This is a genomic window from Parahoeflea alexandrii (assembly GCF_027214025.1).
Classification (GTDB): Bacteria; Pseudomonadota; Alphaproteobacteria; order Rhizobiales; family Rhizobiaceae; genus Hoeflea; species Hoeflea alexandrii_A.
The window spans coordinates 480,731-494,761 of record NZ_JAPWHB010000005.1 but is presented as its reverse complement, the minus strand read 5'-3'; the positions used below and the strand labels follow the sequence as shown (position 1 = coordinate 494,761).

At 63.9% G+C, this 14,031-nt stretch carries 9 protein-coding genes; 2 read left to right on the top strand and 7 right to left on the bottom strand.

Annotated features, from left to right (window positions below; translation table 11 throughout):
• Positions 1 to 4: 4 nt before the first annotated feature.
• From O4H62_RS18680 to O4H62_RS18655, 6 genes are all read right to left on the bottom strand, one after another.
• Positions 5 to 886, bottom strand: a complete 882-nt coding sequence (locus O4H62_RS18680; RefSeq protein ID WP_269390130.1) for a transglutaminase family protein — start codon at positions 884 to 886, stop codon at positions 5 to 7.
• Positions 887 to 888: 2 nt separating this feature from the next.
• The gene (locus O4H62_RS18675) at positions 889 to 3,288 is read right to left on the bottom strand and encodes a circularly permuted type 2 ATP-grasp protein (protein ID WP_269390129.1); all 2,400 of its coding nucleotides are present in this window, start codon (positions 3,286 to 3,288) and stop codon (positions 889 to 891) included.
• Between the two features lie 3 nt (positions 3,289 to 3,291).
• The gene (locus O4H62_RS18670; RefSeq protein ID WP_269390128.1) at positions 3,292 to 6,648 is read right to left on the bottom strand and encodes a DUF2126 domain-containing protein; all 3,357 of its coding nucleotides are present in this window, start codon (positions 6,646 to 6,648) and stop codon (positions 3,292 to 3,294) included.
• A gap of 232 nt (positions 6,649 to 6,880) precedes the next feature.
• On the bottom strand, positions 6,881 to 7,348 hold the full coding sequence (locus O4H62_RS18665) for a chemotaxis protein CheW (protein ID WP_269390127.1): 468 nt from the start codon (positions 7,346 to 7,348) through the stop codon (positions 6,881 to 6,883).
• A 452-nt stretch (positions 7,349 to 7,800) separates the two neighbouring features.
• Entirely contained in the window at positions 7,801 to 9,954 is a 2,154-nt protein-coding gene (locus O4H62_RS18660; protein WP_269390125.1) for a DEAD/DEAH box helicase, read from the bottom strand.
• A 166-nt stretch (positions 9,955 to 10,120) separates the two neighbouring features.
• Positions 10,121 to 11,581, bottom strand: coding sequence for an MFS transporter (locus O4H62_RS18655; RefSeq protein WP_269390123.1), 1,461 nt, complete (start codon positions 11,579 to 11,581; stop codon positions 10,121 to 10,123).
• A 259-nt stretch (positions 11,582 to 11,840) separates the two neighbouring features.
• Here O4H62_RS18655 and O4H62_RS18650 point away from each other — a divergent pair, with 259 nt between their 5' ends.
• Together O4H62_RS18650 and O4H62_RS18645 are read left to right on the top strand one after the other, a co-directional pair.
• The gene (locus O4H62_RS18650; protein ID WP_269390122.1) at positions 11,841 to 12,140 is read left to right on the top strand and encodes a hypothetical protein; all 300 of its coding nucleotides are present in this window, start codon (positions 11,841 to 11,843) and stop codon (positions 12,138 to 12,140) included.
• Between the two features lie 140 nt (positions 12,141 to 12,280).
• Positions 12,281 to 13,189 (top strand): LysR substrate-binding domain-containing protein, encoded by a 909-nt coding sequence (locus tag O4H62_RS18645; protein WP_269390121.1) that lies wholly within the window; start codon positions 12,281 to 12,283, stop codon positions 13,187 to 13,189.
• 8 nt (positions 13,190 to 13,197) lie between these two features.
• Here O4H62_RS18645 and O4H62_RS18640 read toward each other — a convergent pair whose 3' ends face one another.
• A complete protein-coding gene (locus O4H62_RS18640) occupies positions 13,198 to 13,923 on the bottom strand; it encodes a LuxR family transcriptional regulator (protein WP_269390120.1) in 726 nt (241 codons plus the stop codon).
• Between the last annotated feature and the right edge of the window lie 108 nt (positions 13,924 to 14,031).

Genomic DNA, 14,031 nt, shown 5'->3' with positions numbered 1-14,031 from the left:
GATTCTACGATCCGACCGGCGCCACATCGACCGACTGATTGCTGGTCTGCCCGCCGGCAGTGCGCATGGCGCCGCGCACCGGCGCGACATCAGAATAGTCACGTCCGTAGGCGACCACGATGTGATCGGTTCCAGCAAATACCGCGTTGGTGGGATCATACTCGACCCAGCCGACACCGGGACCGCACCAGGCCGACACCCAGGCATGCATGGCGTCCGCACCCTCGAGACGCTCCTGTCCGGGCGGCGGCAGGGTTCTGAGATAACCGCTGACATAGCCGGCCGGGATGGCAAGGGCTCTGAGCGCAATGATCATGATGTGGGTGAAATCCTGGCAGACCCCATGCCGTGCGGCGAAGGCCTCGGCGGCAGGCGTGTCGACGGTTGTCGCTTCGGCATCGAACCGCATCTCCCGATGCAACGCCAGCCCGAGATCCTCAACAATCTCCCCGACCGGCTGTTCGGGCCGGGCCTGCGTCAGTGCCCAATCGGCAATCGCCGCATCGGGCCTGGCGTAGGGAGACGCCGGCAGGAAATGCAGCGGCGAGCGGGGGCCGAGATCCCTCTCGGCATCCAGCGCCCCCGCCAGATCCCGGAGGTCGACCGAGGCTGCCGCCGGTTCGGCTCCGCCCGTCACTTCCACCCTTGCCTTGAGCCCGATCACAACCTTGCTGTGAGGTTCGTTGAACGCGATCTCGGTCAAGCGGTTGCCGAAAAAGTCGCTGCGCTCGCGCCGCATGGCCGGCGCCGGATCGATATCGATGCTGCCGGCGATCAGGCGCTGGCGGCCAGGGATGGTCAACGGCATGGCATGCAAGATCTGGCGGGCGCCGGCAGCCGGCGCCTGAAAGATGTAATTGATGCCAAGCTTGATGTCGTAGAGCATCGTCACTCGAGAAACTGGGCGTGCAGATCGTTGGTCAGCAACCCGATCGCCTGCCGCAACTCCACCAGCCTGGACTGATCAAGGCTTTGCGGCGTGTTGACGGAGAGATCTGCCTGCACCCTGAGCACCGCACGGGAAAGCTGGGACAATTGCCCGTTGACATCCGCGCCGGGCAGAAGGCTGACCTGGTCGCGGATTTCATCAATGTGGAAGGCGATCGAGCGCGGGTTGAGCGGATCGAGCGCCAGGAGGTCGACAACCGTGTCACGGCTGGCCGCAACCGGATAGCGCCTGCGATGGGTCATGACGCTGTCACCGACTTCAACGCACAGTTCGAAACCGCCATGCGGGCCTGACCATTCCGCAAAAGCCGCCAGCAGGTCGGCCATGGCGATGGCGCGTTCAAGCGACCGGCCGATGGTCAGGAACCTCCAGCCGCTGAAACGGTACATGTTCTCATGCACCAGACCGGAGAAGCCGGTGATCTTGCGCAACAGAACGCCCATGGCCGAAGCTGCATCATCGCCCGGGACCACGGTCTTGCGCATCTTGCCGACGGTCCGCTCCAGGTCAGCCAGCGATGCCCAGGCGTCGACCGAAAACCGGTCTCGCACCTGGTTGGCGGCGTTGACCGCCATGGCGATTGTCCGTTCGAGAGTTGCGGGCACGCCTTCAGCGATGTCGAGACCATGATCTTCGGGATAGGTCTCAAGCCTGCTCATCAGCGGCGTGCCACTGGCCGGCGTTTCCGGCAGCCGGCTCATATAGGCCCGGGTCAGGCGCATCTGGCCTTCAGCCCGCTCGACGTAGCGGCCGAGCCAGAACAGGTTGTCGGCGGCGCGGCTTGGCAGCAGCCCGGGCGAGGTCCGCACGAAGACTTCGTCGGTGTGGGCAAGCATGGTGTCCTCGGACACCGGCTTGTCGGAGACAACCCAGACATCGGCCACCGTGCCGCCACTGCGCAAGGAAACGGCGGACGGGTCCTGACTGGTGGCTGCCAACCGGGCAAAGCCTCCGGGCATCAGTTGCCAACCGTCGCGGGTGCGGGCCATAAAGACGCGGATGCGCATCGGCTTCGGCTTCAGGCGGCCATCCTCCCAAGTCGGCGTGGTCGACAGGGAAACCAGTTCCTGGCCAATCAGGTTGCGGCCTTCCCTCCCGAGCCAGGTGTCGAGATCGAGGCCGATCCCCGACATGTCTCCACGCAGAACCGCGCCGGGTTCGAACTCCAACGGCAGGCGGGTGGAGTTGGCCGGACCGATCAGCATCGTATCGGCATTGGCGCGGACATGGGCGCGCTCGGTCTCACTCCCGCACCACCATGTCGCGATATTGGGGATCGCAAGCGGCTTGCCATGCAGGACTTCCGACAGGCGCGGCAGAAAGGCCAGGAAGGCGCGGCTTTCAAGAACGCCGGCGCCGAGCGCGTTGATCATCGTGACGCCCTGCGAGCGGACGGCACCGAGCAGGCCCGGCGTGCCAAGGCGCGAGCTTGACTCCAGTTCGAGCGGGTCGGACCACGCCGCGTCCATGCGGCGCCAGAGCACGCTGATCGGCTTGGGGCCGGAGACGGTGCGAACCATCAGCCGGCCGTCGTCGACCACAAGGTCATCGCCTTCAAGCAGCATCATGCCGAGATACCGGGCGATGTAGGCGTGCTCGAAATAGGTATCGTTCATCGGACCAGGCGTCAGGATCCCTGCCCTGCTGCCTTCCTCGCGGCGCATCGCATTGAGTCCGTCGCGAAAACTGCGGAAGAAACTCGCCAGGCGTTCGACATTGGAACCGCTGTAATAGCCGGGAAAGGCGCGGACGGATGCGACCCGGTTTTCCAGCGCATATCCGGCGCCAGAGGGCGCCTGGGTCCGATCGCCCAGCACCCACCAGCCACCATCGGCCCCGCGGCCGATCTCGAAAGCCAGGAAATGCAGGAAATGCCCAGAGGCAGGCTTCACCCCGATGAGCGGGCGCAGCCATTCGGGATTGGACGCAATCAAGCCCGCGGGAAGGTGTCCGTCTTCGACCAGATGGTTCTCACCATAAAGATCGGCGACGATGGTTTCGAGCAGGTCCGCCCGTTCGGCCAGGCCTTCGGCCAAATCCTGCCATTCGCTGGCGGGCTGGATCACCGGCACAGGGCTCAAGGGCCAGTCGCGCGGGCTTTTCTCTTCCCCGTAATGCCTGACGAAGACCCCCGCGTCGCGAAGATACTGCGCACCGCGGGCGAAGGCGCGCTCGCGCTCATCCGGGCTCAATCCATCGAGATGGGCAATCAGGCTGACCCATTCTGGCCTGATCGTCCCGTCTTCGCGCAGCAATTCATCCGGCACGCCCGGCAGGGCCGTGTAACCGGTCAAAATGGACGGGCGGCCGGGTGCCTGGGCCTGGGCGGAGTTGGGCACCGGTCAGATCCCCGGCTTGCGGCGCAGATCGAGCGTGAACGGAAACTCGGGGTGCGGCGTTTCCGGCACGGGCGTCGTGGCGCCCGGCGTATGGCCGCGATGCTCGAACCGGGCCAGCCGCCGGGCCTCGGCCTCGTTGCCGTTGACGGGAAACGTATCGTAACTGCGGCCGCCGGGATGGGCGACGTGATAGACGCAGCCGCCCAGCGGCTTGCCCGACCATGTGTCGAAGATGTCGAAGGTCAGCGGCGCATCGACCGGCAGCACCGGATGCAGCGCCAGCGCCGGCTGCCATGCCTTGTAGCGCACGCCGCCCACGGCGGTGCCGGCCTTTCCGGCGTTTGCCAGCGGCACCGGACGGCCGTTGCAGGCGACCATGTAGCGCGACGGATCGGCGGTTTCGAGCTTGACCTGCAGACGCTCGACCGAGCTGTCGGTGTAGCGCACGGTGCCGCCGATGGCTCCGGTCTCGCCCAGAACGTGCCAGGGTTCGAGCGCCTGGCGCAATTCGAGCCGGACGCCCTCATAGCTCACCTCGCCGCAGAACGGGAACCGGAACTCGGCCTGCGCCTCGTACCACTCCGAGCGCAGGTCAAAGCCGTGGTCGCGCAGGTCGCGCAGCACGTCGAGGAAATCCTCCCAGATGAAATGCGGCAGCATGAAGCGGTCGTTGAGGCTGGTACCCCAGCGGGTGAAGCGTCCCGTGGCCGGGCTCTGCCAGAACCGGGCGATGAGAGCGCGGATGAGCACCTGCTGGGCGAGACTCATGCGCGGCTCGGGCGGCATTTCGAAGCCACGGAACTCGACCAGTCCAAGCCGGCCCGTCGGACCATCGGGCGAATAGAGCTTGTCGATGCAGATCTCGGCGCGGTGGGTGTTGCCGGTGACATCGGTCAGGAGGTTGCGCAGCAGACGATCGACGAGCCAGGGCAAGGGCGGATTGCCGGCATCGGGCGCAGGAATCTGCTCGAGCGCCATCTCGAGCTCGTACAGGCCGTCATGGCGGGCTTCGTCAATGCGCGGCGCCTGGCTGGTCGGCCCGATGAACAGGCCGGAAAACAGATAAGACAGGCTGGGGTGCCGCTGCCAGTGCAGAATTAGGCTGGCCAGAAGGTCAGGACGCCTGAGGAACGGGCTGTCGAGCGGGGTAGCGCCGCCGACGACCACGTGATTGCCGCCGCCTGTGCCGGTGTGGCGCCCGTCGATCATGAACTTGTCGGCGCCGAGCCGGGTCTGGCGGGCTTCCTCGTAAACCCCTTCCGTGATCGCCTTGCATTCCTCCCAACTGGTGGCCGGGTGGACATTGACCTCGATCACGCCTGGATCGGGGGCGACCCGGATGACATTGAGACGCGGATCATGCGGTGGTCCGTAGCCTTCGATGTGGACTTTCAGGCCAAGCCGGTCGGCGGCAACCTCGGCAGCCGAAACCAGTTCGAGATAGTCCTCGACCTTTTCGACCGGCGGCATGAAGACGCAGAGGCGGCCATCACGCGGCTCGACGGAAATCGCGGTGCGGACGGCGCCATCAAGATCGCTGATGCTCTGCTCGACCCGCTGCTGGGTGGCCTCGGCAGCAGTGAACTGGGCCCGTGCCTGCGATGCGGCGTCTGCGGCACGGGAGTCCGCCAAGGCATCATCGAGAGCCTTGCGGGCCGGATCCGGAAGATCATCCTTCGGTTCTGTCGGGTCCGACGGGTTGACGAAGGGATAGGAGGACGCAGGAACATGCGGCAGGGAGCCGAGCGGCAGGCGGTAGCCGACCGGGCTGTCACCCGGGACCAGGAAGACATGGCCACGCCGGGTCTTCCATTTCTCCGAGCGCCAGCCACGACCGGCGGCCTTCGATTGCCAGCGTTGCACCGGCAGCACGAAGCCCGACGGGGTCGCCAACCCGCGAGAAAACACGGTGGCAATGCGGTGGCGCTCCTCGGCGTCTTCGAGCTTTGAATTGTCCGGCGTCACATTGTCGGGAAGGTTGCCTTCCTTGAGAATCCACTCCGCCGGATCTTCATAGGCCGGAACCACGTGATCATCTTCTATACCGAGATTATCGGCGATGGCGGCGAGCAGATCCCTGGCGGTTTCGGGCGTCGCTTGGCCTGTGTCCTTGCCCTCTTCGGCGATGAGTTCGGGGTTGAACCAGATCGGCTTGCCGTCCCGTCGCCAGTAAAGCGAAAAGGTCCAGCGCGGCAAGGTCTCGCCCGGGTACCACTTGCCCTGGCCGTAATGCAGGAAACCGCCCGGCGCGAAACGCTTGCGCAGCCTGCGGATCAGCTTGTCGGCGGCTTCGCGTTTCTGCGGGCCGACGGCGGCGGTGTTCCACTCCTCGCTCTCGAAATCGTCGATCGAGACAAAGGTCGGCTCGCCGCCCATGGTGAGCCTTACGTCGCCGGCCTTGAGCTTGGTATCGATGTCGTGGCCGAGCGCATCGAGTGCAGCCCAGGATTCCTCGTTGAACGGCTTGGTGATGCGCGGATGCTCGGCCATGCGGTCGACCCGCATGTCGAAGGCAAAGTCGACCTCGGCATAACTGGCAAGACCGGAAATCGGCGCGGCATTGCGGTAATGCGGCGTGGCGGCCAGCGGAATGTGGCTCTCACCGGTCAGCAGACCCGATGTCGGATCGAGGCCGATCCAGCCGGCGCCGGGCAGGTAGACCTCGGCCCAGGCATGCAGATCGGTGAAATCATGATCGGTGCCCGGAGGTCCGTCGAGCGCCACCAGATCCGGCTTGAGCTGGATCAGATAGCCCGAGACGAACCGGGCGGCGAAGCCAAGATGCCTGAGCGTCTGAACAAGCAGCCAGCTGGTGTCGCGGCACGACCCCTTGCCTGTCTGGAAGGTTTCCTCCGGCGTCTGCACACCCGGCTCCATGCGGATGACGTAGCCGATCTCGTTTGCCAGACGTGCATTGAGGCCGACAACGAAATCCACCGTCCCGGTTTCATCGCGTGGGACGGTATCGAGAAACGCCTGCAGCCGCGGACCGGCCGGTTCGGGCGTCTGATAGATGACCAGATCGGGGGCGATGTCTTCGGGGTAAGCGAAAGGCCATTTCTCCGCCGATTCCTCGACGAAGAAATCGAAGGGATTGTAGACGGTCATGTCGGCGACCAGATCCACCTCGATCTTCAGTTCCATCACCGGATCGGGAAACACATAGCGCGCCAGCCAGTTGCCGTAAGGGTCCTGCTGGTAATTGACGAAGTGCTGTTTCGGGCTGACCTTGAGCGAGTGCGACACAACCCGTGTGCGGCTGTGCGGCGCCGGCCTGAGCCGGATGACCTGGGGCCCAAGCGTGACGGGGCGGTCATATTTGTAGTGGGTCAGGTGATGGACACGTGCCAGAATCGCCATGAGAGATATCCGTTGATCGGGCGGCCTTTCGGCGTCCGTCAGCATGCATGGCGCGGGCGGACATGTCCACCTTCGATGATGCGGTGCACACAAAATCGGCGATCGACCGCTCGGCTGCCGCCGCTATCCGGCAAGCAGCATGGCGATGACATGAAAAACGCCGAAAAGGACGCCTCGGCATGAACCGACGCGTCCCGTTGTTCACAGGCTGGAGCGATGAACCCGACTGATATCAGGCGGCGAGTTCGCCTTCTTCGTCGAGCAGGGAGTCCAGGTCCAGATGAGAGATCATCTGCTTGTCCTTGGCGATGATCGACGTGGTCATCCGCTGCACTTCGGTGGCGCCCACTTCAGGCACCGACTGGATTTCGTCTTCGGTGACGGTGACCATGTCGGAAACATTGTCGACCAGCAGGCCGACCAGCTGACCGCGGATGCTGGCGACGATGATCGCGGAGCGCTCGGTCGGATCAATGGCTTCAAGTCCAAGCCGCAGCGCCATGTCGATCACCGGGATGACCGTTCCGCGCAGGTTGATCACACCCAGGACATGCTTCGGTGCATGAGCCAGCGGGGTGGCGGGTGCCCAACCGCGGATTTCCCTGACCGACATGATGTTCACGCTGAACACCTGCTCGCCGAGGAAAAACGAAATGATTTCAAGACCTGAGGTCTTATTGCCGGTATGAGTCTCGTTCATCCTGTCCTCGCGTCAAGTTGGCCTCCCCGTGACCGGACGCAGCGACGTCATCAGTCTTCGAGACCGGCCGAACCGGTTAATCTGTTTGGAAAGCGGCACCTTCGACGAGAAGCCATGTGCCGTTCGCGGAACCAGGCCGCTGAGGGAAACGCATCATGCCTGGGGCAAGGCCCCTTCCCATATTCGACAATAAACACGCTTTCGTTAAGAATATGGAAACGGGTCACCACAGTAAACCACCTGGTACTGTTCTTTGCTTGCCGCGATAAGAGACTTTTCAGTCAAGCAGGCAGGTCTTTGATACGCGCTGCTTCATCGCCGGTCGACCGTCGGGAACAAATCTTGGTGCCGGAGCCCCGGGCGCGAGGTAAACAAGCCAGCCAACCAACCGGACCTGAAACCCCTTGCTTCGAAGGCCATCCCCCGAAGGGGACGGAATCCGGTATACCGCGTCAGCCCTTGGGCTTGCGCGTCAATCCGCCCTTGCCGGCATCCGATCCGCCGCCGGGCCTGGCGGCATCGGCGGGCGGACCCTTGCGGTGCGGCTTGGCAGGTTTCGCCGCCGCCTTGAAATCGGGTTTGTCGCGCTTGGGCTTCTTGTCCTTGGCGAAGGCGGGCCTGGCCTCGCCTGCATCCGACCGAGCAGCTCCCTTGCCCGGTTTGCCGGGTTTGGCAGACTTGGCCCTGGGTTTGTCGAAGTCAGGCTTTGGCGCCGGAGGCACGTCGTCATAGGGCCAGACACCGGGTGTCGCATTTGCCGGAATGTCGTCGCGAGCAACCGGCTTGCGGTCGGCATAGGCATTGTCGCGTGGTGGACGGTCATCGCGCTTCTTGCCACCGGTGAACGGACGCTTCTTGGCGTAATCCGGCTTCGGCTTCTCGCGGCGGCCCTCATCGGATGGCCAGTCTGTCCTGGCCTCGCGTACGGGTGCCGATGCAAACTCATCGCGCGCTCTGGGTGGCCGCGGCGAGCGCGCGGGCATCTCCGGAACACCGTCGAGACGGGTGACCGTGACATTCTTCTCGATCTTGCCCGTCGGGCCGATGGCGGCCTGCAACCGGTTGGCGGCGGCACCCGAGATTTCGACATGGGTTTCAAGATCGTGTATCTTGATCGAGCCGATGTCGGCCTTGGTGATATCGCCGGCGCGGCAGATCATCGGCAGAAGCCAGCGCGGCTCGGCAGACTGCTTGCGGCCCAGCGAGAGCGAAAACCAGACCGCATCCTTGATCGGGGTGTGTTCGCCGCGCGGCGCGCGCTCGGCATAGGTTCCGCCCGGCGCTGCAACAGGCCCGGCGTCGTTCAGTTCTTCGGGCGCCGAGCGGCCGGCCCGATGCATGCGCACCAGCGCGGCGGCGACCTTGTCGGGGCCATGCCGTTCCAGCAAAGCAGCGACCATGGCCTTTTCATCGTCACCGATATCCGCTTCAAAGGAAGGATCAGCCATCAGCCGCTCATCGTCGCGGGCGAGAATTTCCTCGGCCGATGGCGGGCGGGCCCAGGTGGCGGTGATGCGGGCATCGGCCAGCAGGCGTTCGGTGCGGCGGCGGGCGTTGTAGGGAACGATGAGAGCGGAAACACCCTTCCGCCCGGCGCGCCCGGTGCGGCCGGACCGGTGCAGCAGACCTTCCTGGTTCTTCGGCAGATCGGCGTGAATGACCAGTTCGAGGTCGGGCAGGTCAAGCCCGCGGGCCGCCACATCGGTTGCGACGCAGACCCTGGCCCTGCCATCGCGCAGAGCCTGAAGGGCGTGGGTGCGCTCGTTCTGGCTCAACTCGCCCGACAACGCCACGACCGAGAAACCGCGGTTTGAGAAGCGCGCGGTCAGGTGATTGACGGTGGCGCGGGTGCTGCAGAACACGATGGCATTCTTGGCGTCATAGTAGCGCAGCACATTGATGACGGCGTTCTCGCGATCATTCGGCGCAACGGAGAGCGCCCGGTATTCGATATCGAGGTGCTGCTTCTGCTCGCCGGCGGTGGAAACGCGGACCGCCTTGTTCTGGTAACGCTTTGCCAGGTTGGCGATGCCTGACGGCACGGTGGCTGAAAACATCAATGTGCGGCGCTGATCGGGAGCGGCATCGAGAATGAACTGCAGATCGTCACGGAACCCGAGATCGAGCATTTCATCGGCTTCGTCGAGCACGACGGCGCGCATGGCCGAAAGATCAAGCGAGCCGCGATCGATGTGGTCGCGCAAACGGCCCGGCGTTCCGACAACGATATGGGCACCGCGGCGCAGGTTCTGGCGCTCTGTGGTCATGTTCATGCCGCCAACGCAGGTGGCGATGCGCGCGCCGGCCTCGCCGTAGAGCCAGGACAGTTCGCGCTCGACCTGCAGCGCAAGTTCTCGGGTTGGCGCGATGCAAAGGGCCAGCGGCACTTCGGCTTGCGGCAGGGTTTCTTCGTCTCCCAGCAAGGTCGGCGCAAGCGAGATCCCGAAGGCCACGGTCTTGCCCGATCCGGTCTGGGCGGAGACCAGCAGGTCGGCATCCCGCAACTCGGGCGCAAGCACTGCCTCCTGCACCGGAGTGAGCTTTTCATAGCCGCGTTTTGCCAGAGCCCGGGCTATCGCCGGCTGGATGGTCGCAAGGTCTGTCATGTCGGATCTTTCGGACTTCGTGTTTGAGCCCGCTCAGGCGGGCGCCATGCGCGGGCGGATGTCCAGCCACGGCTTTGTGGTTCTCATAAAGCACATTGAAGCAATAAGAAACGGGGCCAAGCAAGAAAGTTGCTTTAGCGTAAACCAGCCTTTTGGCCGCTGCTTTCTATCTGGCTTTTCCGGGAGAAGCCTGCGGTCTGAGGAAAAACACTGCAAGTGCCGTCAGGCCAAACGCGAACACCGGGTAGAAAAGAGCCTGGTGGAGCGAGTCGATATAGGTCGTGTAACCGCCATCCGGCCCGGTTCCGGTCGCCAGGTGGCCGAAAAACAGCTGTCCGGTGATCGCCACGCCGAGCGCCCCGCCGACCTGCTGGAAGGATTGCACGCCGCCCGATGCAGATCCGGCATCCCGGTTCGGGACATTGGCAAGCACCAGCTGAAACAATGGCGACACCGCCGTGCCGAGGCCAAGACCGGCGATGAGGAACGGCGGCAGGAACATGATCGACTGCACCGCCGTGCCCAATCCGCCGACGATCGCCTGCAGCCACAGCATGGCGCAAAACAGCATCGCCGACCCCATGAAAATTCGCTGGCGCTGCCAACGCGGCCCCAGCCTGCCCGACAGCATCGACGCCAGGAACACGCCGGCGGAGAACGGCACGGTGGTCAGACCGGACTGCAGCGGTGTGAGCCCGAAACCGGTCTGCAGGAAAACCGCAAACACCATGAAGAAACCGGGAACGGCGGAGAAGAACAGGCTTGCCGTCAGGACCCCGCCCATGAAGCTGGCATTGGTCATCAAGGTGACCGGCAGCAGTTGCGGCGCGCCTGCATCCGCCTGGCGATGCTGCCAACGGACGAAGAACCAACCCGCAGGAATTGCGGCGGCCGACAATGCAAAGATCCAGGCCGGCCAGCCGAGTTCACGCCCCTCGATCAGCGGGAAAACGATCAGAAGCAGGGTAAGCGCCGCCAGCGCGATGCCGCCGAGATCGATTCCGACGTCCCGGTTGCCTTCCATGGCGGGAATGAACTTCAGGCCCGCGAGAATGGCGAAGAGGCCGACCGGGATATTGACCAGAAAGATCGGTCTCCAGGTCAGCCCAAAGATATCGGCATTGATCAGCAGTCCACCGATCAACGGCCCGGAAACGGTCGCAAGTCCCGCAGTGACGCCGAACAGCGCAAAGGCGATGCCACGCTCCTTCGGCGGGAAGATCACCTGGGCGATGGCCAGCGTCTGCGGCGTCATCATGGCTCCGCCGATGCCCTGCAACACGCGGGCGGCGATCAGCGTGTCGATGCCGGGTGCCAGTCCGCACAGGGCGGAGGCGATGGTGAAGGCGCCGACGCCCAGCAGGAAGATCCTGCGGCGGCCAAGCATGTCGCCCAGGCGTCCGAACGGCAGAAGCCCCACGGCGAAGGTCATGATGTAGGCTGCAACCACCCACTCAATCTCCGAGCTTGTCGCCCGGAGGCCCGATTGCAGACTGGGCAGCGCCACATTGACGATGGTGACGTCGATCAGGTTCATGAAGCCGGCAATGAGCAAGACAGCCATGGCAATCCAGCGCCGCTCATGGTGCTCATGACGGCTGCCGTCAGTCTTTGTTTCCATGCTCATGAGGACATTCGCTCCGACTCAGGTGAGGAAGACGTAGGGCCGAATATGAAAAAAGGGAAGGCATTTGGCAGCGGCAATCTTGCCATGTCCGCACGACAGCAAACAGGATCGCTGCAGAACCGCCAGACCATCCGGTCTAAACTATCGAGTAATGACAACAGTCGGATGACAGACTTCCCACCGCTCGCAGTTCAATCAATGAACCGGCACGCGAAATCCCGCGGCGGGAACCAAGGCGTTCTTGCGGCGTTGGTATGGCATGAAAAAGATCGCCATCATATCCGCATCTGTCCTTGCTCTGGGCGCGGCCTCCATCGCCGCCGACGCGGACAGCATCTCCCTGCTTCCGGCAACGGCGAGCCTCGCCGCGGAAGCTTCCAACACGCCAGTTGCAGGTCGTTCGTCCACCTTTCGCGATGCCCAGCACTCGAAGCAAGTGATTGACCGCAAGATCCGCCTGGTGTCACCCGGCATTGCGCCGGTGAGATCTTGCGAGGCAGCCTACTGGCCTTATTACCCGGCCGAGTGCCTCAAGCATGTTGACATGGCGGGACTGTAAGCCAGCGCGGCCAACCTTCTCCGCAGCCGTGACGGTTTGCTCAACGAGGCTTGCAACACCGGTCCGCGCGTTGATGCAGCTGAAGGATCAGGCCGTGGGTCCCTGTTGTCAGCGGCGCAGAATGCTGGTTGTTATGCGCCATGGCCTTCACGCTTCGCCAATTGCAGTATTTTGTCGCCGTCGCCGCCCAGGGCACCGTCTCGGGGGCGGCGCAGAACCTGTCGATCTCGCAGTCGGCGGTGACCGAGGCGATCAAGGAGCTCGAAGGCGATCTCGGGGTGGAGCTGTTCGACCGCCACTCGCGCGGACTGACCATCACCCACAAGGGCCACCAGTTTCTGCGCCATGCGACCAAGATCCTGTCGGACGTCTCGGACGCGCGGCGAACCTTTTCCGACGACAAGGAAAACGTGACGGGCACGCTCAATCTGGGGGTGACCTCGCTGGTCGCCGGTTATGTGCTGTCGGACCTGCTTGCTCGGTACCGGCGCGCCTTTCCGGGCGTCACCGTTTCGGCAATCGAGGACAATGGCGATTATCTCGAACACCTGCTGATCGGCGGCGAACTCGACGTCGCTGTGATCGTGATCTCCAACCTGCGAAACCGCATGGCGCTGCAGACCGAGATTCTCGAGGTTTCCCCGTACCGGCTGTGGCTGCCGCTCGGCCACCGCCTGGCGTCCGCGGACAGCATCAATGTCGCCGACGTGGCCGAAGAGCCGGTGATCATGCTGACGATCGACGAAATCGAGGAAAGCACGGCCAAACTGCTCAATGCCATCGGCTCACGCCCGAAGATCGCCTTCCGGACGCGTTCGGTCGAAGCGGTGCGCAGCCTTGTCGCCACCGGTGCCGGCGTGGCCCTGCTTCCCGATCTCGTCTACCGGCCCTGGTCGCTTGAAGGCGACCGGATCGAAAGCCGCGATGTGTCGGGAAGCCTGCCGATGGTGCAGGTCGGCGTTGCCTGGCGGCGCGGCAGCCAGATGACACAGGCCGCGCGGGATTTCATCGATCTATCGCAGGCCCAGAGAGCCATCCGGCAGCGCTGAACAGATGATCAGACCGGCAGGAGGCCTGATGCGATGGCGCGGGCGAGCGCCTGCTCGCGGGTCTGGGCGCCGAGCCTGTTGCGCGCGTTGCGAAGATGCAGCTCCACGGTGATCGGCCTGATGCCCATCCGGTCGGCGATCTCCTTGGTGCGCAACCCGGCCGCCAGCCACTGAAGGCATTCGGTCTCGCGGGGAGACAGAACGGGAGCGGCCACCTCGGCATCATTGCCTGACTGCGCCAGCTTTTCATGGCTCAGATGCGCTGCAAGCCGGACGATATCGCCGTGCCGTGCAAGAAATTTCTCAAGCTGTTGGCGTGGCATAGTGGATCCCAGGTTCCATCCGGCCGCGCCCATCGGCCCCCTCACGCGGATCATGCAGCTCATGCCCGAACGAAATCCGGTCTCCGCCGCTTTACGGATGAAGCCGCGTTCACGCGCGTCGAGGTAGGAATGCTCGTCAAGATAATCGATCCCGGTGCCAACAGGCGTCAGCGAAGCGGCACAGTAGCGGATGAACGGATCGATGCGTGAATGATTGCGCTCGGTGTAATGCGCCATCCAGGCCGCCGGCATTGTCGTCAAGACCCGTTCGCGCACCGGCCCCACATCGAGATAGATGATCCGGTCGAGACCGAAGGAGCCGAAAAAGGCGGCGGCGGTGTCCCAGACAGACGACGGGCCGTCCGCAGTCTGGATCGATGTCAGCAGGTCTTCGATGGCATTGGCCTGCATTCGATGCTCCTGTTGCCGCAGGCCGCACACGGGATGGACCTAAGGAAATCCATATATTGCCAAGCGGTCCAAGCTTGGCAACCATCCGCGCCTCAATTAGGACCGGAT

Bases quoted from the DNA above. Each gene is read 5' to 3' on its own strand.
- O4H62_RS18680 (WP_269390130.1), bottom strand. From the start codon at position 886: ATGCTCTACGACATCAAGCTTGGCATCAATTACATCTTTCAGGCGCCG.
- O4H62_RS18670 (WP_269390128.1), bottom strand. From the start codon at position 6,648: ATGGCGATTCTGGCACGTGTCCATCACCTGACCCACTACAAATATGAC.
- O4H62_RS18665 (WP_269390127.1), bottom strand. From the start codon at position 7,348: ATGAACGAGACTCATACCGGCAATAAGACCTCAGGTCTTGAAATCATT.
- O4H62_RS18660 (WP_269390125.1), bottom strand. From the start codon at position 9,954: ATGACAGACCTTGCGACCATCCAGCCGGCGATAGCCCGGGCTCTGGCA.
- O4H62_RS18655 (WP_269390123.1), bottom strand. From the start codon at position 11,581: ATGAGCATGGAAACAAAGACTGACGGCAGCCGTCATGAGCACCATGAG.
- O4H62_RS18650 (WP_269390122.1), top strand. From the start codon at position 11,841: ATGAAAAAGATCGCCATCATATCCGCATCTGTCCTTGCTCTGGGCGCG.
- O4H62_RS18645 (WP_269390121.1), top strand. From the start codon at position 12,281: ATGGCCTTCACGCTTCGCCAATTGCAGTATTTTGTCGCCGTCGCCGCC.
- O4H62_RS18640 (WP_269390120.1), bottom strand. From the start codon at position 13,923: ATGCAGGCCAATGCCATCGAAGACCTGCTGACATCGATCCAGACTGCG.